The following is a 23598-nucleotide window of genomic DNA, read 5'->3' as shown; positions in this document are numbered from 1 at the left end:
TTTATATCTCTACGTAGACTTCTTCGCCGACTACTTCGGATTTGTAAACCTTTATCTGCAGTGGATATCCGTTGAGAAAGCCCTGACCCGTGGCCAGGTCGTAGACGGCGCCGTGTCCTTTGCATCTAAGCTTTCCGTTTTCGTAGGTGCCTAGGGACAGTAGCCACCTGCCGTGTGGGCACACGCCGTCGCATACGTAGACAGTCTTCCCGTCTCTAACCACCACCAGCGCCTTGGTGCCGACGGTCTTCGGCACCGGCGTCTTGTCCGGTAGCTCCCCCAACCCGGCTATTCTCTGCCTCACCATGGCACCCTCACGTAGATCACATTCCCCTCGATCTTCACGGGGTACCTCGGCAACACCCTGGCCTCTCCGTGGTTGGGATGTAGGATAACTCTGCCGTTTTTGATGTCGAAGGTGGCGTGGTGGGCTAGGCATATGAGCTGTCTGCCTTGTATGTAGCCGTAGTGGAGCGGATCCCTCTCGTGGGTGCACCAGTTTTCATACGCCACGATGTCGCCGTCCACAGCGGCGACCAGCACCTCCCTCCAGAGGCCGACGATCGCCATCTTCTTGCCTAGTTGCCTTACTTCGTCGACTGTGCCCACTCTCTCCCACTCGGGCGCCTCCAGCTTGGGGCCTCCGTCGTCGGCGGCTTCGGGGGGCTGGAAGAAGTCGAAGAATATTGGCATGAGGGAGTTGAAGTCCAGCATGTCCATGCCCGCTCTGTCCGGCCTCGATATGCCGACGAACTGAAGGGCGTCGTCCACCACCTTTATCTCGTCCTCCTCCCTCATGTAGGCCATGTAGGCTAGGTTGGCGACGTGTCTATTATTAGCCCAGTAGGCGGCGGCTCTGTAGCCTGTGTGTACGTACTTGAGGGCTGTGCGGAGCAACATGAGGCCTCTCTTAATGTCGGCCTTGGCTGTCCCCACCACGGCGTCTAGGAGCTCCGCCGTCTTCTTGTTTATCTTGTAGCCGTTTAGGCCCAGGGCCCTAGACGCCACGAACCACCTACGGTAGAGGGAGCTCTCGTGCCAGTCCACTATCCACCCCATCTTGTGGTATATGTCCGGGTCGCCCATCAGCTCCGGCCTCCCAATAGCCGCCCTTACCAGCTGGATAACCGCCATCTCTTCCAGAAGCTTCTGGTTGATAAATCGCCGGTATCCATTCAGCCCCGGATCTCTCTGAAACCAGTTTACCCAGCTCTCGTACAGTGTAAATTCGAATTCGTCAATCTTCTCTCTTGTTACCTGGGACATACGCCCCGCACAAGCGGGCTTTTTTAAAAATAGGCCAAATATAATTAAACTATTTAAAATATAATTTGTCAAAGTTTTAAAAAGCGGGGGTAAAGGGAGGCATGTCGGTGGCTGAAAAATTAAGAAATAAGTATGTAGAGCTAAAGAAAATTCTAGAAGACTTGGAGAGGCTGAAAAACGACTGGCAGTTCCTAGCCCAGTTCAAGTCGCCTGTGGAGTTCGTAGACTGGTTCAAGGCCTACGTTGACCCCCTCCTGTCGCTACAGTACGAAATTGGGGCCTACTGGATACAGAACGCAGATGTGAAAAACGTCATTGCGTGGCTTAGGCAGGGGATGTGGAACGAGTGGGCCGCCAACACAGTTATTACCCGGTCCGTCACCGAGTACCGCGACTTGATAGACACGGAGTTTATGAACGTCCTCGCGCAGCAGATTTCCGACGAGTGCCGCCACTACTACATCCGCTCCAAGGTGTTGAAGATGTACGGAGGCTCTATGGAGGGGTTCCAGCCCATAAAGGAGTGGGTGGATCTCTTCGACTTCCCGTTGCAGTGCGCCGCCCGGAGGAGGGAGTGGCCCTACTTCCAGGTGAAGCTCACCTCCACGCTTCAGGTGGTGGAGCTGACCAGCGTCTACCACCACAGAGGAGTCCACGACTACTTCCCCAAGAACCCCAGGCTCTGGGAGCCGCCGTATAGAGAGGCCTCCCAGCTCTTCATGGAGACGTTCCGCGAGATTGAAGACGACGAGCTGTTCCACTGGTCCATAGCGGAGAGGGTGTGGATGAAATACGCCAAAGACCCCGAGACAAGGGCGGAGATTCTCGACTGCGCCTCCGGCGCGTTGAGGGCCTCAATGGAGGCGAGGATTAAGAGGGTGGAGCTCGCCGAGAGGCACGCAATCTAGCACAGCTTTTTTACTTTTTCACGGTGTTTTTAACTTTTTTAAGGGTTAATGTAATGATAGTAGGCCCAGTGCCGCCAGTATGTTGATAACTAGGACTGCCAGGGCTAGGATTTTGATTAGCTTGTTGAGTTTTTCCCTAATGAGCGCGGCTGTTAAAGCCGCTGGGATCGCCAGCATGAATACTACCAGGCCGATGTCGCCCATGCCGCGGGCGCCGTTGTTTAAATCGCCGGAGAGTACGCGGTGGTAGACGTCTGCGAGTTTTTGAGGGCCGTTGGCAACGGCCAGCGCGACTACTGTTGCGGTAGTCAGTAGTATTCCCAAGATCGCAGTTATATAGAGGGTATTTACGTAGCTTAGTCTCCTCATATTAACGAGCTTATGCCTCTTATTATCAGCTGAATTCCCGAGACTAGCATCACTCCCATAACTGCGTACTTCACGATTGATGCCTTAACTCTCAGCGCCACCTTGGCCCCCAGCGTTGCCCCCACCACCACCCCTGGGACAACCGCTATAAACATCTCTGGGAGTAGATAGGCGTGGTGGTAGTAAACCCAGAGGCCAGCCGCGTCGCCCACGGCAATTGAAGCAACAGAGGTCGCCACGGCGACTTTAAGCGGGAGGCCCGAGACCAAGTTTAGAACCGGCACGAGAGCCCACCCACCCCCCAGGCCGAAGGTGCCGCTTATGACACCGACGAGAAAGAGGAACACCGCCGCAATGTGGGCGTTCCTCGCCGCGTACCGCACCTCTCTCTTTAGCGACTGTTCGAAATATACGCCGCGCAGATCGAATAGTTTCGTAAATCTATCTTCCCTAGCCTCGGGCCACTCCACCCTCCTCAAACTCATGACGACGATAATCACAATCAGCAAAACCCCAAGGGCGAGCCTAGTCACGGCGGCGCCTACTTGGCCATATTGATGCACCAGGTAGATGCCCATAGTCGCTCCGAAAACAGCTCCTATAGTTAGAAAAAATGAGGAGAAGAGGATGATGTTGAGGTTGGTAATTCCAGCTCTTATGTACCTGACGCTAGAGAAGATTGACGTGGTCATCGCCAGCGCGAGCCCCGTCGCTCTGACGATATTTATATCGGCGGCTGTAAATGCCAGGAATAGTGGGGTAAACAAAACCCCACCCCCAACCCCAGCCAAGGCGCCGATAAACCCAATAAATACACTAACAACCCCCAGGATAAGAGGTACGTACAACCCCTCCACCGCCATACCACCACGTATCAGAAACATTTATATAGGATATTCGCAGATTTCCAGTAATCACAGCAAAAGGAGTCTCCAGACAAAAACGCTAATAAACCCATTAAAAAGCTAAAGCGCTTAATCCACTAGGAGGTAGATACCAATCGCCGCGGAGGAGCCCCAGCGCGCCGCCAGCCTAATTTGCAGTTCCAGAGTGAGGGTAAGAGGCCCCCACGGTACGCGAAGAAGCGCAGATGGGTACACGGCAGGAGGTGTGGTTGATTCAGTCAGCCGAAATAGTGGAAGTGGTGTTATTTCTAAGCCTGCGCTTGGTGGAGAAGGTGTAGGCAAGTTTTTTAAAAAGTGGTTGGTAAATTACGTGATTGACATTAGCTACATTGTTAACTCCATGGTGGCCCAGGCCCCCCTCGTAGCAGTTGCAGTTCTAGTGCTTTACTACAAAATTGTGGAGGTGAGGCGTGATTTAGCAACCTTGGAAAAAAGGGTAGAGAGAATAGAAGAAGAGGTGGGAAGAAACAGGATAGAGCTAGCTGAGGTGAAGAGTAGCGTAGCCCACTTAAGCACTAGGCTGGCCGCTCTTGAGAGTAGAGTGGCGAGTGTAGAAAGCGGGCTTGCCGATGTGAAAAACGCCCTGGAGGGGGTCCGGGGCGAGCTGTTCCGCGTGAGGGGTGAGCTGGGGGAGTTGAAAGAGAGGGTGAGAGTCATGGGCGAGGCTGTCTACAACTTCCACGACGCCTTCATAAACTTCCCATCCGGCAAAAGCCTTGTATCGAACTCCGAGGCTGTCCTCCTTAGGGGGTTGCTTAAACAGCTGTCGCCGGAGGCCAGGTCTAGATACTACACGCCGGAGGTCAGAAAGAGGCTGCTAGAGCTTCTAGACAAGGACATAGAGGCCTATACCTGGGAAGACGTCAACGAGCTTAGGAAAATCGCCGAGGCCATTCTAAACGAGTACTTTGAGACCAAGAGAGAAGACCTCCTGAGGTACTACCCCAAGCTCAGAACCTACATCGCAATCATCGAAGGCATCCTCATGAGAAAACAACTAGAGAAGCTACAGGAAAAGAAACCAACGCCAGAAGGCTAGCCGACGGGGTCGATACACAACAGTTAAAAAGGCTACCTCTCTAGAACCTGCGTCGCCGCCCGGATAGGTCAGCGAGCTACCCGTTGTAGACGTCCCCACACAACCGCCGACCCCAGAGGATGGAAAAAACTCGACGATTTAGAGATACATCACGACGCCGCCGTATACCTCCTCTAGGAAGTACTCGGCGCCGCGCACGTCGTCGACTACGTCGACTAGCTGGTCCTTGGATATGCCGTAGAGTTGCGACGCCAGTGGACATGCATATATCTTAAGCCTGTCGCCGTACTGACTCTTTAGATCCTTGAGGAAGTCGTACCAAGTCTTCAGAGCACCCTTAGCCACCGCGTCCTTAAGGTTCTTGATGTAGGTCTCTACATAAGGGGTGTACATCGGAGGGTGAATCGCGGTCTCCAAGTCGCCGGTGTTGAGCTTTGGAAGCACGTCTTTCTTAAACGCAACCAAGCCCTCGTTTACTAGGTGGACTGTGACTCTGTAGCCAGAGGCTAAGGCCGCCGCGCTGTACACAACGAGGCAACAAATCCTATTCACGGCGCCCGAGGCGAACACAATCCCTAACTTCCGCTCCATTCGAATTTATGGAAAGCTAATTTTAAAATATAGTCATCTACTGTATAAATATCACTACTCGAAAAATATAAAAGATTAGACCAGCGAGGAAGATTTGAGACACAGGTGGCGTTGGGAGACGTTAGACGCGGAAGACGCAACATAACATATAGCTCCTCTACTGAGTAATACGCCCAGCTTTCAGAGCTGATAGGGTTTCTACTAAGCCAAGTTTCTAATCTAGACAGGGCTTGCCGCGCAGATCTAGACCACCTCCCACAGCCCCCTATACAGCGCGCACGGCGCGGGCAGAGGACGTCGGCGCCGTTGTGGGGGTTAGAGAGATCCGGTTCCCGCAACGTGGAGGCTTCTTAGAAAATTGAGATAGTTTAAAATTACGGCATTTTAAGGGAGTGATGCAGAAAAGGGGGACGGTTTATGGCTGATCGCCTTTCTTAACGGGGGCCCCGACTAGGTTGCCCCCCTCTGCCCAGGAGCCGTCGTAGACTCTGACGGCGGGGTATTTCAGTAGGTGTTTCAAGACGAACCATGTGTGGGCTGCTCTCTCGCCGATTCTGCAGTAGGTGATTATCTCCTTGTCTGGCGTCACGCCGGCGCCTTCGTATAGCCTCTTCAGCTCGTCGATTGGCTTAAACTTACCTGTCTGTGGGTCGACGGCCTGCCCCCAGGGGATGTTCACCGCGCCGGGGATGTGGCCGCCGACCTGGGTCTGCTCGTTGGCGTACTCCGGCGGTGCCGTGATCTCGCCCTTGTACTCGGCTGGGCTCCTCACGTCGATCAGCAGGACGTTTCGCCCAACCTCGCCGTGGACAACTTTGTTGAACACCTCCCAGAGGTAGGCCCTCCTGGAGCCCCAGTCCACCCTCTTTACCCTGTACTGGGTCTTGGGGAAGGCGGGCTTCTCCCTTGTCGTGGGCCTCCCCTCCTTCGCCCAGGCGGTCCTCCCGCCGTCCATAATCTTGACGTCTTCGTGGCCGTAGGCCTGGAACAGCCAGAAGGCGTAGCGAACCAGTTGTTGAAGTCGCCGTAGAGCACCACGGTGTGGTCGTTAGATATGCCCCTCTCAGACAGAAGCCTCTCGAAGTCGCCCGGCTCTATGAAGTCCCGCCTCACTGGGTGCCGGAGCTCTCTCCACGCTATCAACACCGCGTTGGGCACGTGCCACACCTCATAGGCAGAGGCTGGGTCGTAGTCAACCTCCACGATCCTCACCTTTGGGTTGTTTAGATTCTGCTGAACCCACTCGGTTGATACAACTACTTCGCTCATAGAAGTAGTTCCGACTTGGAGTTAAAAACAAATTCAAGTATGCAAAAACTTCATCTGGTAGAGATAACAGAATATCGAGAATCTCTATGAGATAAGACTTAGAAATTTAGCAAATCTAAATTTATTTTTATTAATTTAGATAGGGGTATAAAGTTGGTTTGATATTTAGAATGTTATATATCATAGTAGAATTCACTATATAAATTTGCACCGGCACACAAATGGCCAATATTAATACTTAAATGTGGAAAGTGAGTTGGAGACATGCCGCTAAAAGTAGGTGAAAAAGCCCCAGACTTCGAACTACTAAACGAGGACCTCAAGCCGGTGAGGCTATCTGAGGTGTTGAAAAAGGGGAGGCCGGTGGTGCTACTATTCTTCCCAGGCGCGTTCACCTCTGTATGCACCAAGGAGCTCTGCACCTTCCGCGACAAGATGGCACTTCTAAACAAGGCCAACGCCGAGGTCCTGGCGATATCTGTAGACAGCCCCTTCGCCCTCAAGGCGTTTAAAGACGCCAACAAGCTGAACTTCCCACTGCTCTCCGACTACAACCGCATTGTCATCGGCATGTACGACGTGGTGCAGGCCAATCTGCTGGGCCTCCCACTGTTCCACCTCGCCAAGAGAGCCGTCTACATAATCGACCCAAGCGGAACGATTAGGTACGTCTGGTACAGCGACGACCCGAGAAACGAGCCCCCATACGACGAGGTGATAAAAGAGGCAGAAAAAGTGGCTGGCCACGCCTAAAAACCCCCCCTTTTCAACCCTCCAGGGGCTTCGCCTCTATTATCCACCCCCTTTCCACTACTCTCACCCTCCCGCCCTCGCTCACCAACACCCTATCCCTCGCCACGTGTGTAAGAACCCCCTCCACAACCTCCAAATCCCGCTCCGACACCTGGTCGCACCTGGCTAGCACCAGCCTAACCCGCCGCCCCACGAGCCCCTCCAACATGGCATAAAAATAGTTGGAAAAAATAATGTTTATTAACTTAGTTGTGTAAATATAGAGAAGGTTTTGTCGACGAACCTAAACGCCTCAGCCAAGCCTCCAGTTCCCGAAGCTTGGCGGGGTCTTGTAGCCTGTACCACGGCACAAGCGGCCTCTTAGAGGCTTGGGAGGTCTTCTGCACGGCGGCCACCGGGCATACATATACACAGGCGAAGTCGTCTTTACACAAATCCCAGAGGAGGATTGGCTTGCCGTCTTCGTCGGGGATGAGGGCGCCGTGGGGGCAGTAGACAATACACGCCCCACATGCTATACAGCTATCCCTATATATCACCACTTTTTCCATTGTTTTTACTATTTTGCCTAAATTTATCTTTTATTAACAATATAAATGTTAATAATATCACAGCATTAAAACAGACCCCTAACCAAAGTCTAGCAGAGATAATATTTATAGAAAATTCATTAAATAAAAATTTTAATTCAAAATCTTTTAATATTAATTTCGAAATTTAATACATGGAGATAGACCATGTAGGGCTGAAGCACTTCGGCCTAGACGGCGAGCCGCTGATGCCCGGTAGAGTCGGCGAATTTCTAAAAATACCCGGCGTAGTGGTCGACGAGCTGGCGCCGGGGCAACACATAGACTTCGTCACCTTGAGGGTGAGAAACGAGGGGAGGGGAATCATCTCCTTTGCAAAGACTCAACACGTCTTTCTGGAGCTACTCAAGCTCGAGCCGGGGGAGGCCTTCCTCCTATACTGTACATGTCCCATGGTGGATAAATTCCTCGTAGTGACTAGAGATGGGGATGTGGTAAAGCTAATCTACAAAAGACTATAACTTTTTCCACCTCCTCTGGCCCTCTTCTATAATCTCCTTCATTGCCCTCATCCACTGATACTTGGCCTCGGCCTCCGCCTCGGAGGGGCCGTAGACGCCGCGCCACAGCACCCCTCCGTATATAGGCCACCAGGCCTTGGCGCCCCTTATAGCCTCTCTGGGGGAGAGCCTTATGGCGTCCTCGCTGTAGAGAAACCTCGGCCCCTCAGCCGGCAGTCCCAAATCTCTCTTTATGGAGGCCGCCGCCACCTGCGCCTGGTAGAAGGCGGCCCAGCCTGTCTTCACCACGTGCCACACCACGTCGCCGACGGCGTACACGTCGTCCCAGCCCAGCGCCCTCATCTCGTCGTCTACTCGCACAAAGCTGTACTCCCCCTCCCGGGCCAGCCCCGCCTCCACCAGCAAACCCCAGCCTCTGTGCGGAGGCGTCCAGATCAAGGCGTCATATTTAAACACCTCTCCGCCGTCCGTCACCACTCTATCTCTCCATATCTCCACCACCTCCAGGCCCCCCACGAAGTCTATACCCCTCTCCTCCATAAGCTCGGCAACCCTCCCGCCCAAGGTCGAGACCTGGTCCACAAATTCCCGGGGTATTTCCTTAACTCCGGAAATCACGGTAACGTCAGCCTCTGGGTTTAGCCACTTTAACAAAAAAGCGGTTTCGTACGGGGCCGAGGTGCATCTATAGGGCAGGCCTGGATGCGCCACCACCACGCGGCCGCGCGCCCTTTTGAGCACCCCGGCGCTGGCCAGCACGTTATCATCGTCGTAAATATTGACGTACCTCGCCCCCCTGTCAACAGCCACGGCTTCGTACGCCAGCCTCACGCCGGGGGCTAGGACGAGGTACTTGTACTGAAATACGCCGGCGGTGGTGTACACCAGCCTATTTCCAGGATCCACCGCCAAGACCTCGCCTCTGACGTAGTTCGCAAACCCAACGGCGTACTCCACGGGGGAGGCCAGCCCCAGCGCCACGTCCTCCTTCGCAGGCCCGACCAGGTAGCTACTCCTCTTCTCTACCACCACCACGTCTAGATCTCTAGGCAGTAGCCGGGCTACTGTGGAGCCGGCTACGCCCCCTCCCACAATCACAACGTCGACTTTTTTAGACCTGTTTCTAGTCAGTAGGTACCCCCCAGCCGCCGCGACAGCCGCGGCCGCGGCCGCCTTTAGGAAGTCGCGCCGCCTCACAGATGGAGATATGTGTGCATTTCTGGGTGGTACATGTGGATTAAGACCTCAGGCACTGCGTATATCATAACGCCGCCGAAGAGAGCCGCCCAGAATTTATAGGAGCCCAAGCCCCCCATTAGGCTAGCCGCCACGACGTTATTTCTAAACATGGCGTAGACAATGAGGGCGGCTGCCCCCGCGTAGAAAGTCGCCGCCACGACGCGTGGAAATATATCAATGGCCAGCGGCGGCATGGCGAAGTACGAGAAGTAGCCCGCCGGCAGGGCGGCCACCGGCAGAGGCCACAGCCTGGTAGAAGACCGGGTGGAAGAAGCCACCGCCTTGAGGATAAATACCTCCACCACGGCGAGGCTGGACACCCCCGCCGCAAGTAGACTCGGGGCCAGATCTGCGTACCTCGGCAGGGAATACACCGCGGAGGCCACGGCGAGTCCGAAGGGGTAGTTGTACAGCCCCAGGCCTAGGGCGAGGGCGCCGCCCGGCGTAATAGAGGTGCCCACCTTTAGAAAGGCTAAATACGCCGCGGAGGTCACCGCCACGGCGTAGATAAAAAGCGGCATGAGGTCGACAGGCCACGCCACCGCCAAGGCCTTTGGCAGAGAGGAGGCGTTGCCGCCCGCCATCATCGCCATGTGTGCGGCGGCCCCCCCGGCGAGGGCATATACATAAGGCCTAGTCCTAATTTTAAAAAGGTAGAAAGACAGGAGATAGGAAAGTAGGAAAAAGAGGGGTATTGTGCTCACCTCCCCCTTAGCCTAAGCCATTCGCCGCTGGGCACCGCCATGACCCACACGGCGGCGTCTGCCTTGTAGTGCTTAACTACGCTCCATGTAGACGTGTCCAGGACCACCAAGCCGCCTGTACCTGCTAGGTAGTAGTACCGACCGTCTTGGCTATATACCCCCTGTACAGCTGTTTTTAAATAATCCGGTACTACTTTCACCTCCTTAACGACGCTGTATGCAGGCGGCAGAGATCTAATATATAGACCCACACCTGACACAACAATGGCGACCTCCTCCCTAGCCGGATTCTCGATGGCCATGTACGCAATTGACGGGTAGCTAACCTCCTTTATAAGACGTATAGTTCCCGTCTTGACGTCTATTTCCAGCACCGCCTCGTATGGTCTGGCCTCGCCTTGGAGAATTCCGTACTGAGGCTTGTAGAAGCTCCAGTAAGTCATGGAGGGCTCGGTGTACGTCTCCTCGCCCGGCTTCTTAAAGTAATACCTAGCCACCTCCCTCCACGTGGGCACCTCAAGCACCAGGGCATACTCCGGCTTCTTGGGGTCTTTATCTGCTCTCACCGGGATAAGCACATACTTCCCGTCGGGAGACGGCGCGACGTCGCACGGGTTGGCGTCTAAATCAACCGACCCGACGACCTCGAACTTCTGTAGATCAATTATCAAGACTCTTTGAGCCTGCCGCTGGCTGATGATTAGGTATCTGCCATCAGGCGTCACTCCGCCGTACTGCCTAGTAAATTTATCATATGTTTTTAGTAATTTTACGTCTTTAAATGTGACGCTGTCGATGAAGGCGACAAATGAGCCGTTTGGGTTTTCAAATAGCAGAATGAAGTACGGGAGATCTCCTAGGAAGTATCTAGGCGTCCATGTTTCTAATACGCTGGGCTTGGCGAGTCCCTTTAAGGTGGCGTACAGCGTCTCATAAACAGGCGCGCTGAGGGTATACCTCAAGTCTATCTTAGTAACTAAATTATTGGTTGCTGGATCGATGACGTAGGCGTATAACACATCGCCTTCTCTAACGGCCGCGTAGATATATCCAGCTACGGCTGGCCTCTGTTGAAGAGCTTTTATCTGCTCCTCCTTCTGCGCCAGTGCTTTATTTAACTCGGCTATCTGGCTCTGCATCTGGGTTATTTGGCCTTGTAGCTGGCCTACTTGAGATCTCAGCTTGTCCGCCTCCTCCTTGGCCTTAGCAAGTTCCTGTGAAAGTTGAGCAACCTGGGCGTTAGCCTGTGCGTAGAGCGCCGCCAAGGCTACAACAACGATAACAAGCACCGCCGAGATGATGTAGACAGCCTTCATACTACCCACCGCAAGCCAGTGCTATCTGTCTTTTGCCGCCCACTTGAGCCGCCACCGCGCCGGCACCCGTTCTTATAGCTAAGTCGTCAAATGCTGTGTTTGTCTTCACATTATGTATAGAGAGGGACGGGAGCAGGACGACGCTGATGGAATTGTCGCCGAGGATATACACTAGGCTACATGTAGAGTCAGCTCTCAACCTGATTCCGCCTACGTCAAGCACCTTTATAAGACTGAGATCAGGCACCCTTAGTGCATATGTCTTGGCGGCGGTAACTACGAGGAGTATGCCTCTGCAGGCGCGGAGATCCACAACCTCACCCACTACCGAGTAGCTAGCCAACTGCCTACCCGTAGTCCTTTCGTATGAAGATACGACACCTCCCCTGGTTATAAAGAAGTAGTAAGCTCCTACAAACAGCTTATCTCCGCCAAACGGAAACTCTTTAATTATTTCAAGATTCTGATCTAATATATATAACTTATCCTTTGTAAGTACATATATCTCCTTTTCATCTGGCATCGCAATTAAATCATTTACATTATCCATTTTTAACCTGCCCTTCTCGTCGAGGTCGGGCAACGCCAGCTTTACAACGCCGTCACCAGCCCCGACGTAGAGATTCCCGTCCATTAGCGAAGCCGCCTTGATCCCCTCGACAAGTAGTTTAGTGTAGACGTCACTCCCCTTGACTACATATACATAATTCGGGGAGTAGAAGATAGAAAATTCTCCAGAATCTCCTACGTAGGCAAGCGGTTGATCGACGCCAAATGGCTGTTCGTACAGAGGAGTGCCCATGGCCGTCATCAACGCCGTTCTGCCGGGCTTATACGCCACTAAATAGACGTCAGGCGGCGGTGACTGCGCCTCTGAAAGTAGCTTATAGGCATATTGGAGCGTGGCTGTGTTGACATAGTAGCCCACGGCTACCCCCACCGCCAGTCCTATGGTCACCCCGAGTAGTATGTAGCCGAGGCCTCCCCCCTCCTTTTTAGCAGGCTCCTCCAGGGGGATTTCCACAGACATGGAATGATGGAGTACACACTTTTTAAAAACTATGTTAACATGTTAACAGTTCACATGTTAATAACACTTTTAAAAACAAAAGTCGGCAAAGCCATGCCAAGTATTAAAAAGGTGGGGGACAACCTCTACGAGCTGGACTTGAAGGGCTACGTCTGCCCCTACCCCCAGATGTACACATCCCAAGCATTGACTAAGCTCCCCCGGGGCAGCGTATTGAAGGTAATTATAGACAACCCGCCGTCTATTGAAAATATTAAATCCGTCGCCCAGAAAGCCGGCGCCAAGTCTGTATCCGTCGAGGCCAAGGGAGGGACCTGGGAAATCTCTATTGCTCTATGAAGGTGGGGGTTATACTCACCTCCGACGACGTGGTTAAGCTCTACGAGGCGGGGACCTACATCGCTACGGAGCTGGCGAGGGGAAACGAAGTGGTTGTATTCGTCACGGGGAGGGCGACGCTGGCCTTCGCCGGGAGGTCCGCCCCGCCCGACACGGCTGAGGTGAAGAGAATGAAGGAGCTCCACGTCATGTGGGACGAGCTGTTCTCCGCCGCCAAGCCCATGGGGGTGAAGATAATCGCCTGCGAAACCGCCAGCAAGATATTCGCCGTCGCCGAGGAGGAGTACAGAAAGCTCGGCCTAGTCGACGTCGTGTCGTCTATGTACACCTTTCTCGAGGAGGTCGGAGAGGGGAGGGTGGTGACGTTTTAATATGCCGCTCCCCAAGTTTTTAAAAGAGCCTTGGCGGCCCGAGGTGGCGGGGGCTTTGATAGGCCTAACCGCCGTGTTGCAGATAATTATTGTGAAGAGCCCGTGGTACATCACGGGGCCGGAGAACCAGTTCGGGGGTTGGCTGTTCTACGTCCTTACCGGCGGCCTCCTTAACACAAAGGCCTGGGACTACTTCAACCCGAGCTCCCCCATGTTCGTAGCCCCGGCGGCGGCACCGTGGGAGCCGGAAAATAAGGAGTTTATGATAGTCCTCGGCTTTATGCTGGGGGCTATGATCGCTAAGGCCCTCGAGGGGAACTGGCGCCTCCGGTGGCCGGCCAACAGGATGGTGGTTCTGCTCTCCATCGTCGGCGGCCTCATGCTGGGCTTCGGCGCGAGGCTGGCTCTTGGGTGCAACGTGGGTAACTTCGTCGCGACGATACAGTCGCTGGTGTTCTCAGGCTTCGTCTTCTTCCTGGGGATGGCCGTGGGCACCTTCATCTCGACGCGCCTCATCGAGGACTTCCTAATGGAGAAGATGCATAGATCCAAGCCCATAAGGATTGAGCTGGGCTCCAGCGTAGACAACCGCAAGGTGCTGGCGGTGGCCCTCGCCGCGGCGGCCTTGACCACTCTCTACTGGCTGGGGCTGGGTATCTGGGCCGCGATCGCCTTTCTCTACCTAGGCATCGCCTACGGATTCTTCGGCTCCAAGGGCAATATATGCTTTACCTCGATGCTGAGGGACGGCTTCTGGTCAAGGCTGGCCCCCTACGGTGGCAACGCGAGGGCCATAGCCATCGCCCTCGCCATTATGATCACCGGCAACCTGGTGCTTAAATACGGCTTTGGCTGGCAGTACAAGGAGTTCCTATTCCCAGTCGGCGTCCACACCTTCCTCGGCGGGGTGCTCTTCGGAGTGGGGATGGTCCTCGTGGCGGGCTGTAGCTTCAGTAGCGCCTACAGAAGCGGGGAGGGTAGCATACCGCATCTAATTGCCTGGTTCGGCATGGTGGCCGGCATGACGATACTGTCGTACGTATGGCCCTTCTTCTTCACCACCTCCATCTACCTATCCCCGGTGCTTCACTTCTACGACTTCTTCGGCGGAAACGTCGCCGCCGGCGCCGCCGCCGCTTACGCCGTGGCTCTATTCATAGCGCTGGTGGGTAGCTGGAGAGACGGGACACTCCAGCGTCTGCTACACGTCCCTCAGATAAAAATCTTGGCTCCCAGGCTCCGTGTATAAAAAAATCTTTTTTCCCCTCTTTCTCCTACTCCCCCTCCTCCTGTTGCTCCAGCCCGGGCCGCAGTCTTCAGCTGAGGATACTTTTATCGTTGTGGGCGGGGGGCCGCCCTCCATCGCCCTATATATTGACGGAGTGTACGTGGGGGGCGCGGCGCTGAACGACGTCTGGCCAAACTACACGATGTACGACGCCTTTCTGTGGAGAGACAAGCTTGTGGTGACAATTGCGGAGGTTAGCAAGTGGATTTATATATTCCACCTCCCCGACTTCTCCAGGCCGGCGGTGGTTCTTAGGGCCCCTGGCAACGTCAGCCACTTCCTCTACTACAAGCCCGAGGTGGCGCCGCTCGAGGGATCGACGCTGTGGCTTGCGGTTTTCAACACCACAGAAAAGAGGGGGTACATATGCGCGCTGGATCTATCCACAGAGGTTATCCAGAGCTGCGTTCCCGTCGGCGTCTACCCCCACGCGCCGGTGAAGCTGGGCACCGCCCTCGTGACGCCGCTCATTAGAGAGCCGTACGTCGTGTACAAGACAGACGGGGGCCTGAAGAGGAGGCTTGTCACAGTCAGCTGGCCGCCCTACGTAAACGCCCACGACAAGCTGAGGTATTCATACTTCTCTTTCCACATGGTGACCACAGACGGGCGGTATATATACGGCGAGGGGCACACGCTGGAGCCGGGCTACCTCCTCTCTCCAATCTCCATCCATTCCCATACCTACCTAGTCACCCTGTCTCCCACCGGCGAGGTGATCAGCTACTACCCCACCTCAGCCCTGCCCCCCGGCCTCCCAGGCCTCGCGGTCTGCCGCGGCAAGCTCTTCGCCACGTCTCCGTTGGAGGGCGCCGTCTATGTCATGGCCACCCCCCACCTGAAGCCGCTTTCGGTTATCAAGCTGGGCAAGGCGCCGTGGGGAGTCTTCGCAAACCGCGACTGCTCTAGGGTATATGTGACCGATATAATCGGCGGCGAGGTGTACGTAATAGACGTCGACACCCTCAGCGTCGTGAAGAGGTTCACCACCCCCATGGCCTGGCCCCACACGGTCATATTCATAGACGGCGCCGAGGCCGACATGCTGAAGCCGGCCGTCTCCCGCGTCTTCTCCTACAACTTCACCTACTTCCCGCCGCTACTCGCATGCGGCGACCTGCCCCCAAGTTGAGACTTCAAACCATAGCCTTAGTGGTTATTAATCGCCTCTTCTTAACCTGTGATGAAGATGTCTATTTGTCAAGAAGCTCCAATTAAACCACGGAGCTTTTTGTTGTGGATTAAGGCTCATTTAACAACACTCTTCACCTCATATTTGGCAAAAATATAGCCGCATTGTGGACATTTCTTTATCACGAAGGAACCCTCCTTCGCAACATCTTCGTCAACGGTTTTTCTGCAAGTCGGGCAGTATCTCCTAGCCATGTGCAATTAAGACCTCTGATTTAATAACGGCGATTATAATACCTACGTATAAGGAAGATTGTAGTTGTGGGGGATGGGGGACAAACACCTCCATCGCGCGTGGCTTTGGAGAGACTGCGTAGTATTAAAGTATGCACAGTTATTAAAAAGTAGAAGCTGGGTTTAGGTTTGTCTTGCTATGTCATGAAGTACATGCTGTCTAGATAGACAACGGCGGCGAAACCTGGCACCAGCATCGCGAGTACCACCGCGGTGTAGAGTGGCGGCCACCTCACGCCGCGTTTCATAAACGCCATGCCGAAGGCGTTCGCTATGTGGAGGATGAAGAAGAAGGCTAGGGGGTCTATCAGCAGTAGGTGGAGCTGTAGGGCGGTGCCCCTAGTCAGCAGGCCGCCGGTTGCCGCGCTGAAGAGGTTGGAGGTAACGGGGCCTCCGGCGAAGCCGGTTAGGGCCTCGGCGACCGCCAGCGCCAGCAAGGCCCTGGCAGTCTGCCTCTGGAGTTGCGGCGAGTACATGCTTCAGCTTATCTCTGGCACCGCCAGGATCGCCCCACAGCCGCCAGCAGGTACGGCGACAGCGCAGGCCGCAGAGACGCCGCTATCGACACCAGCGCCGCCTCTATCTGCAGAGCCGCCGGCACCAACCAGGCGGCGTCCATCGCCTATCCGCCTTCTATCTTCGCCACGTCGGGATAGCCCAGCGACTCCCAGTAGCCTAGGTAGTTCTTGTCGGTGACGGTAAGCCTTACCAACCACTTCACGCTCTTGTAGCCCCACCACCTGGGCACCAGTAGCCTAACTGGGTAGCCGTGGGCGGCGTGCGGCTTGTAGTATGCCATGTAGGCCACCAGGGTGTCGGGGTTCCATGGCCTTCGAGAGGGGCAGGTCGCTGGTGTACCCGTCTACCCCGTAGGCGATCACCTTGACCGCGTCTTTGGAGACGCCGGCCATGTTGAGTATGTCGGCGAGCCTGACGCCGCGCCACTTCACCGTCGCCCTAAGGAAGTAGGGATCGGAGACGCATTGGAGCGTCGCCACTAGCTCTACAGACGGCAGGGAGGCTAGCTCGTCGTAGGTAAGTCTGAGCGGCTTCTCGACTAGCCCGTCCACCTCCAGGGCGTAGTTGTCCACTTTGACCGTGGGCGTCGGCCCTATCTGGACGACATACCAGAGGAACTCCGGCGTCAGCGGAGGCGCGCTGGCGGCCGCCGTCCCGGTGTAGTTCTGTATAGCAGATATGTGGGAGTTGGGCGGGGGCTCCGGCCGGCCGCTCCACTGGGGGAGACGATACGTCGCGTAGCTACCGAGCGCGGCGGCGCCGCTGTAGCCGTTTACGAAGTGGGCGAAGGCGAGGACCGGCGTCGAGTTGTCCGGCGGCTTGACGGGTGGCGGCGGCTAGAGGACCACCGTGAAGTTGTAGACTGACAGCGTCTTGTCGCCAATCTTTACATAGGTTCCGGGGGTATCACGACGAGTAGAGGCGGTGCCTCCACGGCTCCGCCCGAGGTGCCGTTTATCACTGTCGTGTATGAGACATATGCGGGTTCTAGCCTCGTCTGTTGCCCGCTCGGTGGGGTTGCCGTCACTGTCTGGGTCACGGTTTGTGTGGCGGTTTGTGTGAGAGTCTGTGTCTGGGTGGCTGTCACCGTCTGGGTGGTTTGTTGAGTAACTGTGGTCGGGATCGTGGTGGTTATTATGTTGGTTTTTTGGTGGGGCGATTAGGTACCCCAGGTCGGCCCCCACGATTAGTGCCGCCACCAGGCCCGCTATGAGTTGTCCGGTTTTCATGACACGTCTCTATCGGCTGGCGTGTATTAATTTTTCCCAAAAATTTGGGTAAAGACTTATAAATTGGCTTTTCGACATGATCTGTGGCTAGACGACCGCGCGGCTAGGAAGTTGTTTCAGTTTCTCTTTTACGCGACGAGGGGTGGCCCTACGAGGCTTGAGATTGTGAAGATCTTAATGAAGAAGCCTATGAATGCTAACGAGATTGCCAAGTCGCTGGGTCTCGACTACAAGACGGTGAGGCACCACCTAGAGGTGCTTACTAGGCATGGGGTTTTGGAGAGGCTGGGGGAGGGCTACGGTAGTGTGTACGTCCCGTCGCAGTTAATTAAAAAATAATACTGGGGTTTATTGAAGCCATGATGATGTGGGCGCTAACCGCGGTGGCTGGACTCGCCGTGCTCTTCGCCCTGGTGATGGCGCTGTATATGATTAAGTAGCTTAGGCGAACCGCGGTGGGGCGCATTTTGTTTATGGCGATAGTTTCCTTGCCATCTCCGCCATTATCCAAGCGGCGGTTGCGGTGTATCTAGCCCTTAGGGGCTACGGCCAGGGGTGGCCCTCCCCATGCTCGCCGCCTCCGTCTTCCTAGCCCTCTCAGCGGTGGGTATATACAAATTTACCCCTCTGTGTGAGAAAGCCGGCGGCCTTGTCAGTTAGGGGCGTGCGGTGATCTGCCGAGGTGGCTCCGCAGGCTTTAGCTCTTCTGCAACCGGCGGCGCTTCCGGCGGCCTTGGGGCGATCTCGGTGTGTAGTCCAAGGATCTCGGCGAGGTTCACCGCCGTCTCGACGCCGACCTCTCTGACGTCTGCGTGTATCCCCAGGTCCTTCATGGAGATCATGGCGGATGGGGGCAGGCCGCAGGGGTTTATCCTGGCGAATTCTCCCACGTCTAGAGAAACGTTGACGGCAACGCCGTGGTACGCGACGTTGTTCTCCACGGCTATCCCCACGCTGGCTATCTTCCTCCCGCCTAACCAGACCCCCCTGTGGCTTGGATTTTTCCCAGCCTCTACGCCGTATTTTCTCAACGTCTCTATAACCGCGTCTTCTAGGGCGTCGATGTAGCGCCTCAGAGGCCACCTCAGGCGTATTATGGGGTAGATCACGGCCTGGCCCGGCCCGTGGTAGGTGGCGTCGCCGCCCCTCTCCACCACGTACACGGGCACGTCCCAGCGCAGTACGTTGTTAAGCCTGCCGTGCTTCCCAACGGTCACCACAGGCTCGTGCTCTGTGACTAGGGCCACCTCCTCCGCCTGGCCAGCCGAGACTGCCCTATGTAGCGACTTCATCAGCCGCCATGCCTCGTGATACGCGGTCCTCCCAAGCCACACCACCTTCATAACCTCGCCACGTGTGTGGGCCTCCCGAGGGCGGCCTCCGCCAGCTCGACGAAGAGCTCAGAGAGAGTTGGGTGTGGGTGCACCACCAGCGCCAAGTCGTCGACTGTGGCGTAGAACTCGACTAGGGCGGCGGCTTCGCCGGCCAGTTCAGAGACGCCGCGCCCCACCATGTGGACGCCCAGCACGACGCGGCTCTCCCCGTCGTACACAAGCTTGGCGAATCCCTCAGACGAGTCGGTGGCCACCGCGCGCCCAAGCGCCGAAAGGGGCACCCTCGCCGCCTTGGGTCTGTAACCCCTCTTGGCGGCCTCCTCCTCGGTGAGGCCCACAGACACCACCTCGGGGTCGCTGAAGATCACCGCCGGCACGGCACGGGGCTCGTAGGCCGACTTGAGGCCCGCCATGTTCTCCACCGCGGCCTTAGCCTGGGCGTAGGCCTTGTGGGCGTAGTACGGCGGCCCAGTCACGTCCCCCGCGGCGTATACCCACGGGATGCTCGTCCTCATCGAGCTGTCTGTCTTCACGGCGCCGCGGCTGTCCAGCTCCAGCCCCAGCGCGGCGAAGGGCCCGAGCCTCGGGCGCCTCCCCACCGCCACGACGGCTATCTCCACCTCCACCCTCTTCTCCCCGCCGGGCGTGGAGAGGCGTAGCTCCAACGCGCCGTCTGCGCCGCCGGCGCCCACAACCCTTGAGGAGGTGTACACCTTAACGCCTCTTCCAGCGAGCGCCCTCTCAACCTGCCTAGACACATCTGCGTCGAGCCCCGGCAGTAGCCGATCCATCACCTCGACTAGGTGGACCTCAGAGCCTAACATTGAAAAGAGAGACGCCGCCTCCACGCCGGCGGCGCCCCCGCCGATAATCGCCACAGACGCCGGTGCGTTTTCTAGACCGAAGACCTCCCTAGTCCCAAGGACCCTCCCCCCGCGGGGTAGCTCCTTCAGATCTACGGGCTCGCTACCAGTGGCTAGAAGCAGGTAGTCGTACTCAAACCTCCGGCCGTTCACTTCAACCGACTTCCCCGGCCCCGGCTTGGCGACGCCGTGTACAACCTCAACCCCGGCCGACTTCAAGAGGAACTCTATGCCGCGCCTAAGCCTCTCCACCACCCCGTCCTTCCAGCGAACGGCTTCCCCCCACCTAAACGACAGAGAGCCGGCCAGCCACGGGGCTGAAGCCGCCTTTCTGTAAACCTCCGCGGCGTGTAGCAACGCCTTGGAGGGGATGCATGCGTAGTTTGTACACTCCCCGCCTAGGTGCTCCGCCTCTATCAACGTGACCTTGATGCCCAGCTGGCTCGCCCTAATGGCCGCGACGTAGCCGGCGGGCCCGCCGCCGACCACCACAAGCCTCATAGCAGTAGAGCCTCCGGCCTCTCGAGGAGCTCCTTCACTCTGCTGGTGAACCTAGCCACGTAGGCCCCGTCCACCACTCTGTGGTCGAAGCTGACAGCCACCAGGGCAATGTCTCTTATCTCTATCCTATCCCCCACGACCCACGGCTTCTTCCTGGCCTGGCCGACTGCCATGATGGCGGCCTCGGGGTAGTTCAGTATGGAGAGGCCGCCCAGCCCCCCGACGGCGCCGATGTTGCTGATGGTGAAGGTAGAGCCCCTCACGTCTTGTATATCCAGCTTGCCGGCCCTCGCCTTGTCCGCCAGAGCCCCTATCTCCCTAGCCAGCTCCAAGACGCTCTTCTTATCGGCATCTCTCACGACGACCACCACAAGGCCGTGCTCCGTGTCCACACCAACGCCGATATTCACCTCCTTCTTAACCACAATCACATTCTTCTCCTCGTCGTACTCTGAGTTCAGCATTGGGAACTCCCTAAGCGCCTGCGCCACCGCCTTGACTATGAAAGGCAGTACTGTTAGCCGCACGCCCCTCCTCTCCGCCTCGGCCTTCAGCCTCTCGCGCAGTCTCAGCAACTCTGTAAAGTCCACCTCCTCGAGGTGGTATGCGTGGGGGATCAGCCTCTTGGCCTTCGTCATCTTCTCGGCGACGGCCCTCCTCACCCCTCTAACCGGTATAACCTCCGCCTCGGCCGCCCTCGGGGCCTCCGGGGGCTTGGAGACCTCCACAGCCTTCGGAGCCTCTGCGGGTTTAGGCGTCTCCGCCTCCCTGCCCTTTAGCTCCTCGGCGTATCTCCTCACGTCCTCCACGGTGATCACGCCGCCTGGCCCGGTGCCTCTCACCTTTGTGAGGTCGATGCCCAGCTCCCTAGCCAGCCTGCGGGCGGCCGGCATCGCCGCCACCTCGCGGGGGGCCGGCTGGGCCGCCTGGGGCTTCTCGGGAGGCGCCGCCTCCGCCGCCGGCTCGATTATGCAGAGGGTTTGGCCAACCTTAACCACTTGTCCCTCCCTCGCCAGTATCTTTACGACCTTGCCGCTGGTGGGCGCCGGGAGGGTCACCGTCGCCTTCTCAGTCATGACGTCGACTAGGGGGTCGCCCTCCTTGACGTAGTCCCCCTCCTTGACGTGCCACTTAACCACCTCGCCTTCTACAAGGCCTTCGCCCAGGTCTGGGAATTTGAACTCCATCAGTACGCCAATACCCTGTCTATTGCCTTGAGTATCCTCTCCACAGTTGGGGCGTATACCGCGTCGTGGGCCACGGGGCTCTGGGGCAGATCGGGGCCGGCTACCCTCGCCACGGGGGCTACCAGCTTATCTATCGCCTTTTCTGCCACCACGGCGGCCACTTCGGCTCCGAGGCCCCCGGTCTTAGGCGAGTCGTGGACTACCACTAGCCGGCCGGTCTTGGAGACGCTTTTCAGCACCGTGTCGAGATCCATGGGGTTCAGAGTCTGGAGGTCCACCACCTCCACAGAGGCCTTTGCCCTCTCGGCGGCCTCCAGCGCTCTGTGGACCATGGCGCCGTACGTCACGATAGTCACGTCGTCCCCCTCCCTAGCCACACGTGCCTTCCCAATCTCCACCACGTAGTCATCCTCGGGAACCTCCTCCCGCGGGGCTCTGTACAGGATCTTGGGTTCTAGAAACACCACGGGGTCTTCGCCTCTTATAGCCGCCTTCAGCAGACCCTTGGCGTTGTATGGCGTCGAAGGCATGACCACCACGAGGCCGGGGGTGTGGACGAAGATGGCCTCGGGGCTCTGGCTGTGGTAGAGGCCTGACTTGACGCCGGAGCCAACGGGGGTCCTCACCACAACCGGCGCCTTGTACTCCCCGCCCGACCTGTACCTCACCTTAGATATGTGGTTTAGAAGCTCGTCGGCGCCCATCCATATGAAGTCCACGAACTGTATCTCCGCCACCGGCTTGAGCCCCGCCATGGCCATCCCCAGCGCGAAGCCGAGGATGCCCCCCTCGTTGAGGGGCGTGTCTATAACCCTCTCGGGGCCGAACCTCTCGTACAGCCCCTCTGTGACGAGAAACACCCCGCCCCTCCTCCCCACGTCTTCGCCCAGGACCACCACCCGCTCGTCTCTCGCCATCTCCTCGTGAAGCGCCATGTTTATAGCCCTAGCCATGTTGGCCATCATAGCTCCTCCAGCCACTCCCGGAGAGATCTAGGCACGAAGCTGTAGACGTCTTTCACAGCCTCCTCAAGAGGCACGTCTGGCTGGGCCTCGGCGGCCTTGGCGGCCTCTTTCACAGCCCGCTCCGCCTCCTCCCACACGGCTTTGACCTCCCCCTCTTTGTATATGCCAGACCAGAGGAGGAATTTCTCCAGCAGGCTGACCGGGTCGCGGCGGCGCCACTCCTCGGCCTCCTTTGGGTCTCTATACCGCGTGAGGGGGTCGTCGGCTGTTGTGTGGGGCCCGAAGCGGTACGTCAAATACTCCACCAGAACCGGCTCCCCCCGCCTCGCCTTCTCCACAGCCCACTTTGCTGTTTTCACCACCGCCAATAGATCCATGCCGTCCGCCGAGACGCCCTCAAGACCGTACGCCACCGCCTTAACCGCCAGCCTCCGCACAGCGGTCTGCCTGGCGGCTGGGGTGGATATGGCGTATTGGTTATTGTATATGAAAAACGCCACGGGGGTCTTGTACACCCCGGCGAAGTTAAGTCCGGCGTGGAAGCCGTTCGTCGAAGTGCCCCCGTCGCCGATGTACGCCGCCACCACCTCCTCCCTCCTCATGTACTTAAGGGCGTAGGCAAAACCCACGGCATAAATGTACTGATGGCCTATGGGGGCACCTATCGATAAGAAACGCCACTTCTTGAAGCCTCCCCACTCAACTGTTAGGTTCCTCCCCTTGTCCGAATCTCCCGCCTTAGCGAAGAACTTAGCCCAGATGGTCTCGAGAGGCACGCCCCTGGCGATTAGGAGGGTGAGGTTTCTGTAGTAAGGCGCGACCCAGTCCTCCGGCCTCAGCGCCAGCGCCGTCCCGGCGTCAGCCGCCTCGTGGCCCTCGTGGGGTCCGTATGTAGACTTGACCTTCCCCATCCTGTGGTAGAGCAAGGCCTGTCTGTCGAGGACTCTCCCCAGCACCATCCACCTATGGGCGTTGACGAGCTCCGACTCGGTGGGTCTGTAACCCACGTCGTAGGCCTCGTCTGGGGCCCCGTCGTCATTTAGAACTCTAAAGACCTGGGGCTCCCTCGCCTCAGCTGTATATTGTCTAGGAATTTCTAAACTTATTTCTAACATGGTGAAAAATCCGAACTTAGTA

Annotated in this window: 31 protein-coding genes and 1 pseudogene; 9 read left to right on the top strand and 23 right to left on the bottom strand. The window is 56.8% G+C overall.

Features of this window, described 5'->3' with window-relative positions; genetic code table 11:
* Position 1: 1 nt before the first annotated feature.
* Positions 2-307, bottom strand: a complete 306-nt coding sequence (locus P186_RS08795) for a Rieske (2Fe-2S) protein (protein WP_014289110.1) — start codon at positions 305-307, stop codon at positions 2-4.
* The gene (locus P186_RS08790; RefSeq protein WP_148682902.1) at positions 301-1266 is read right to left on the bottom strand and encodes a Rieske (2Fe-2S) protein; all 966 of its coding nucleotides are present in this window, start codon (positions 1264-1266) and stop codon (positions 301-303) included. Before P186_RS08790 ends, P186_RS08795 begins: the two co-directional genes overlap by 7 nt.
* Before the next feature lie 101 nt (positions 1267-1367).
* Between P186_RS08790 and P186_RS08785 the strand changes: the two genes are divergently transcribed.
* Complete coding sequence (locus tag P186_RS08785; RefSeq protein WP_014289108.1) at positions 1368-2174, top strand: hypothetical protein; 807 nt, start codon at positions 1368-1370, stop codon at positions 2172-2174.
* 45 nt (positions 2175-2219) lie between these two features.
* On the opposite strand, the gene P186_RS08780 is transcribed toward P186_RS08785, so the two are convergent.
* Both P186_RS08780 and P186_RS08775 read right to left on the bottom strand, forming a co-directional pair.
* Positions 2220-2543, bottom strand: coding sequence for a hypothetical protein (locus P186_RS08780; protein ID WP_014289107.1), 324 nt, complete (start codon positions 2541-2543; stop codon positions 2220-2222).
* Complete coding sequence (locus P186_RS08775) at positions 2540-3406, bottom strand: sulfite exporter TauE/SafE family protein (protein ID WP_014289106.1); 867 nt, start codon at positions 3404-3406, stop codon at positions 2540-2542. Before P186_RS08775 ends, P186_RS08780 begins: the two co-directional genes overlap by 4 nt.
* A 352-nt stretch (positions 3407-3758) precedes the next feature.
* On the opposite strand from P186_RS08775, the gene P186_RS08770 reads away from it, so the two are divergent.
* Positions 3759-4487, top strand: coding sequence for a hypothetical protein (locus P186_RS08770; protein ID WP_148682900.1), 729 nt, complete (start codon positions 3759-3761; stop codon positions 4485-4487).
* Between the two features lie 138 nt (positions 4488-4625).
* Here the strand turns inward: P186_RS08770 and P186_RS08765 are convergent, their stop codons facing one another.
* Together P186_RS08765 and P186_RS08760 are read right to left on the bottom strand one after the other, a co-directional pair.
* Positions 4626-5078 (bottom strand): DsrE/DsrF/DrsH-like family protein, encoded by a 453-nt coding sequence (locus P186_RS08765; RefSeq protein WP_148682899.1) that lies wholly within the window; start codon positions 5076-5078, stop codon positions 4626-4628.
* Positions 5079-5493: 415 nt separating this feature from the next.
* Positions 5494-6347, bottom strand: a pseudogene (locus P186_RS08760) (sulfurtransferase).
* 264 nt (positions 6348-6611) lie between these two features.
* On the opposite strand from P186_RS08760, the gene P186_RS08755 reads away from it, so the two are divergent.
* On the top strand, positions 6612-7100 hold the full coding sequence (locus tag P186_RS08755) for a peroxiredoxin (protein ID WP_014289101.1): 489 nt from the start codon (positions 6612-6614) through the stop codon (positions 7098-7100).
* A gap of 13 nt (positions 7101-7113) precedes the next feature.
* Here the strand turns inward: P186_RS08755 and P186_RS08750 are convergent, their stop codons facing one another.
* Both P186_RS08750 and P186_RS08745 read right to left on the bottom strand, forming a co-directional pair.
* Positions 7114-7308 carry a hypothetical protein gene (locus P186_RS08750; RefSeq protein WP_014289100.1) on the bottom strand — a complete coding sequence of 65 codons (195 nt, stop codon included), beginning with the start codon at positions 7306-7308 and terminating at the stop codon, positions 7114-7116.
* A 37-nt stretch (positions 7309-7345) separates the two neighbouring features.
* The gene (locus P186_RS08745; protein WP_014289099.1) at positions 7346-7651 is read right to left on the bottom strand and encodes a 4Fe-4S binding protein; all 306 of its coding nucleotides are present in this window, start codon (positions 7649-7651) and stop codon (positions 7346-7348) included.
* Positions 7652-7824: 173 nt separating this feature from the next.
* On the opposite strand from P186_RS08745, the gene P186_RS08740 reads away from it, so the two are divergent.
* Positions 7825-8151 carry a hypothetical protein gene (locus P186_RS08740; protein WP_014289098.1) on the top strand — a complete coding sequence of 109 codons (327 nt, stop codon included), beginning with the start codon at positions 7825-7827 and terminating at the stop codon, positions 8149-8151.
* Here the strand turns inward: P186_RS08740 and P186_RS08735 are convergent.
* Genes P186_RS08735 through P186_RS08720 form a run of 4 tightly spaced genes read right to left on the bottom strand, consistent with a single transcriptional unit; the run spans position 8146 to position 12440 of the window.
* The gene (locus P186_RS08735; protein WP_014289097.1) at positions 8146-9348 is read right to left on the bottom strand and encodes an FAD-dependent oxidoreductase; all 1203 of its coding nucleotides are present in this window, start codon (positions 9346-9348) and stop codon (positions 8146-8148) included. The genes P186_RS08740 and P186_RS08735 overlap by 6 nt on opposite strands.
* Positions 9345-10094 (bottom strand): hypothetical protein, encoded by a 750-nt coding sequence (locus tag P186_RS08730; RefSeq protein WP_014289096.1) that lies wholly within the window; start codon positions 10092-10094, stop codon positions 9345-9347. Before P186_RS08730 ends, P186_RS08735 begins: the two co-directional genes overlap by 4 nt.
* On the bottom strand, positions 10091-11410 hold the full coding sequence (locus P186_RS08725; protein ID WP_014289095.1) for a hypothetical protein: 1320 nt from the start codon (positions 11408-11410) through the stop codon (positions 10091-10093). Before P186_RS08725 ends, P186_RS08730 begins: the two co-directional genes overlap by 4 nt.
* A 1-nt stretch (position 11411) precedes the next feature.
* Positions 11412-12440, bottom strand: coding sequence for a hypothetical protein (locus P186_RS08720; RefSeq protein ID WP_014289094.1), 1029 nt, complete (start codon positions 12438-12440; stop codon positions 11412-11414).
* Positions 12441-12533: 93 nt separating this feature from the next.
* Here P186_RS08720 and P186_RS08715 point away from each other — a divergent pair, with 93 nt between their 5' ends.
* Genes P186_RS08715 through P186_RS08700 form a run of 4 tightly spaced genes read left to right on the top strand, consistent with a single transcriptional unit; the run spans position 12534 to position 15570 of the window.
* Positions 12534-12779 carry a sulfurtransferase TusA family protein gene (locus tag P186_RS08715; RefSeq protein ID WP_148682898.1) on the top strand — a complete coding sequence of 82 codons (246 nt, stop codon included), beginning with the start codon at positions 12534-12536 and terminating at the stop codon, positions 12777-12779.
* Positions 12776-13150: a DsrE family protein gene (locus P186_RS08710; RefSeq protein ID WP_014289092.1), complete on the top strand. Its 375-nt coding sequence runs from the start codon at positions 12776-12778 to the stop codon at positions 13148-13150. Before P186_RS08715 ends, P186_RS08710 begins: the two co-directional genes overlap by 4 nt.
* A 1-nt stretch (position 13151) precedes the next feature.
* Complete coding sequence (locus P186_RS08705) at positions 13152-14399, top strand: YeeE/YedE thiosulfate transporter family protein (protein ID WP_014289091.1); 1248 nt, start codon at positions 13152-13154, stop codon at positions 14397-14399.
* On the top strand, positions 14392-15570 hold the full coding sequence (locus P186_RS08700) for a YncE family protein (RefSeq protein WP_014289090.1): 1179 nt from the start codon (positions 14392-14394) through the stop codon (positions 15568-15570). Before P186_RS08705 ends, P186_RS08700 begins: the two co-directional genes overlap by 8 nt.
* 116 nt (positions 15571-15686) lie before the next feature.
* On the opposite strand, the gene P186_RS14070 is transcribed toward P186_RS08700, so the two are convergent.
* From P186_RS14070 to P186_RS08685, 6 genes are all read right to left on the bottom strand, one after another.
* Positions 15687-15824 (bottom strand): hypothetical protein, encoded by a 138-nt coding sequence (locus P186_RS14070; RefSeq protein WP_014289089.1) that lies wholly within the window; start codon positions 15822-15824, stop codon positions 15687-15689.
* A gap of 176 nt (positions 15825-16000) precedes the next feature.
* The gene (locus P186_RS08695) at positions 16001-16339 is read right to left on the bottom strand and encodes a hypothetical protein (protein ID WP_014289088.1); all 339 of its coding nucleotides are present in this window, start codon (positions 16337-16339) and stop codon (positions 16001-16003) included.
* Positions 16340-16347: 8 nt separating this feature from the next.
* A complete protein-coding gene (locus tag P186_RS14590) occupies positions 16348-16482 on the bottom strand; it encodes a hypothetical protein (protein ID WP_014289087.1) in 135 nt (44 codons plus the stop codon).
* Positions 16483-16485: 3 nt separating this feature from the next.
* Positions 16486-16662: a molybdopterin-dependent oxidoreductase gene (locus tag P186_RS14475; RefSeq protein WP_250634611.1), complete on the bottom strand. Its 177-nt coding sequence runs from the start codon at positions 16660-16662 to the stop codon at positions 16486-16488.
* A complete protein-coding gene (locus P186_RS14470; RefSeq protein WP_250634610.1) occupies positions 16619-16954 on the bottom strand; it encodes a molybdopterin-dependent oxidoreductase in 336 nt (111 codons plus the stop codon). Before P186_RS14470 ends, P186_RS14475 begins: the two co-directional genes overlap by 44 nt.
* 264 nt (positions 16955-17218) lie before the next feature.
* Positions 17219-17611 (bottom strand): hypothetical protein, encoded by a 393-nt coding sequence (locus tag P186_RS08685; RefSeq protein WP_148682897.1) that lies wholly within the window; start codon positions 17609-17611, stop codon positions 17219-17221.
* 63 nt (positions 17612-17674) lie between these two features.
* Between P186_RS08685 and P186_RS08680 the strand changes: the two genes are divergently transcribed.
* Entirely contained in the window at positions 17675-17950 is a 276-nt protein-coding gene (locus tag P186_RS08680) for a winged helix-turn-helix domain-containing protein (protein ID WP_014289086.1), read from the top strand.
* A 317-nt stretch (positions 17951-18267) separates the two neighbouring features.
* Here the strand turns inward: P186_RS08680 and lipB are convergent, their stop codons facing one another.
* The 5 genes from lipB to P186_RS08655 are packed head-to-tail and all read right to left on the bottom strand — an operon-like array spanning position 18268 to position 23576.
* A complete protein-coding gene (gene lipB, locus P186_RS08675; RefSeq protein ID WP_014289084.1) occupies positions 18268-18954 on the bottom strand; it encodes a lipoyl(octanoyl) transferase LipB in 687 nt (228 codons plus the stop codon).
* On the bottom strand, positions 18951-20309 hold the full coding sequence (gene lpdA, locus P186_RS08670; RefSeq protein ID WP_014289083.1) for a dihydrolipoyl dehydrogenase: 1359 nt from the start codon (positions 20307-20309) through the stop codon (positions 18951-18953). Before lpdA ends, lipB begins: the two co-directional genes overlap by 4 nt.
* Positions 20306-21496, bottom strand: a complete 1191-nt coding sequence (locus tag P186_RS08665) for a dihydrolipoamide acetyltransferase family protein (RefSeq protein ID WP_014289082.1) — start codon at positions 21494-21496, stop codon at positions 20306-20308. The genes lpdA and P186_RS08665 overlap by 4 nt, the downstream gene beginning before the upstream one ends.
* The gene (locus P186_RS08660; protein ID WP_014289081.1) at positions 21496-22461 is read right to left on the bottom strand and encodes an alpha-ketoacid dehydrogenase subunit beta; all 966 of its coding nucleotides are present in this window, start codon (positions 22459-22461) and stop codon (positions 21496-21498) included. Before P186_RS08660 ends, P186_RS08665 begins: the two co-directional genes overlap by 1 nt.
* The gene (locus tag P186_RS08655; protein WP_014289080.1) at positions 22458-23576 is read right to left on the bottom strand and encodes a thiamine pyrophosphate-dependent enzyme; all 1119 of its coding nucleotides are present in this window, start codon (positions 23574-23576) and stop codon (positions 22458-22460) included. Before P186_RS08655 ends, P186_RS08660 begins: the two co-directional genes overlap by 4 nt.
* Positions 23577-23598 lie beyond the last annotated feature (22 nt).

The organism is Pyrobaculum ferrireducens, from assembly GCF_000234805.1.
Classification (GTDB): Archaea; Thermoproteota; Thermoprotei; order Thermoproteales; family Thermoproteaceae; genus Pyrobaculum; species Pyrobaculum ferrireducens.
This window is presented reverse-complemented; position numbering and strand designations above follow the sequence as displayed.